This is a genomic window from Dellaglioa sp. CoH-56-MRSF-12, from assembly GCF_056782075.1.
In genome coordinates this window covers 1-238 of record NZ_JBXAYD010000167.1, presented here as the reverse complement: position 1 = coordinate 238, position 238 = coordinate 1, and the positions used below count along the sequence as shown (strand labels likewise).

General features: G+C 67.6%; 1 protein-coding gene. It reads left to right on the top strand.

The genetic code is table 11. The annotated features are described in order from the left end of the window. Window positions 1-238, top strand: a 238-nt coding sequence (locus tag AC1RPY_RS08185; RefSeq protein ID WP_481763187.1) for a hypothetical protein, incomplete at both ends; no start/stop codon positions are given.

The window sequence follows — 238 nt, the reverse complement described above, 5'->3', positions numbered from 1 at the left end:
CAACCCGACCGATGCGCCGCTGACGATCAGCATCGATGGCAAGGACCTGCCGGTGGCCGCGCACGCGTCGCGGCCGATCAGCCTGGCTGCCGGCGAGTATCAGCTGCATACCGACCGCTTGGGCGAGGTGCGCTTCATCGTCTACGCCGACGGCCGCGGCGGCCTGATCAACCCCAGCCTCAGCGAGTACGTGACCGCGCGCGAGATCTATGTGACCGGCGAGGACAGGCTGAAGAAC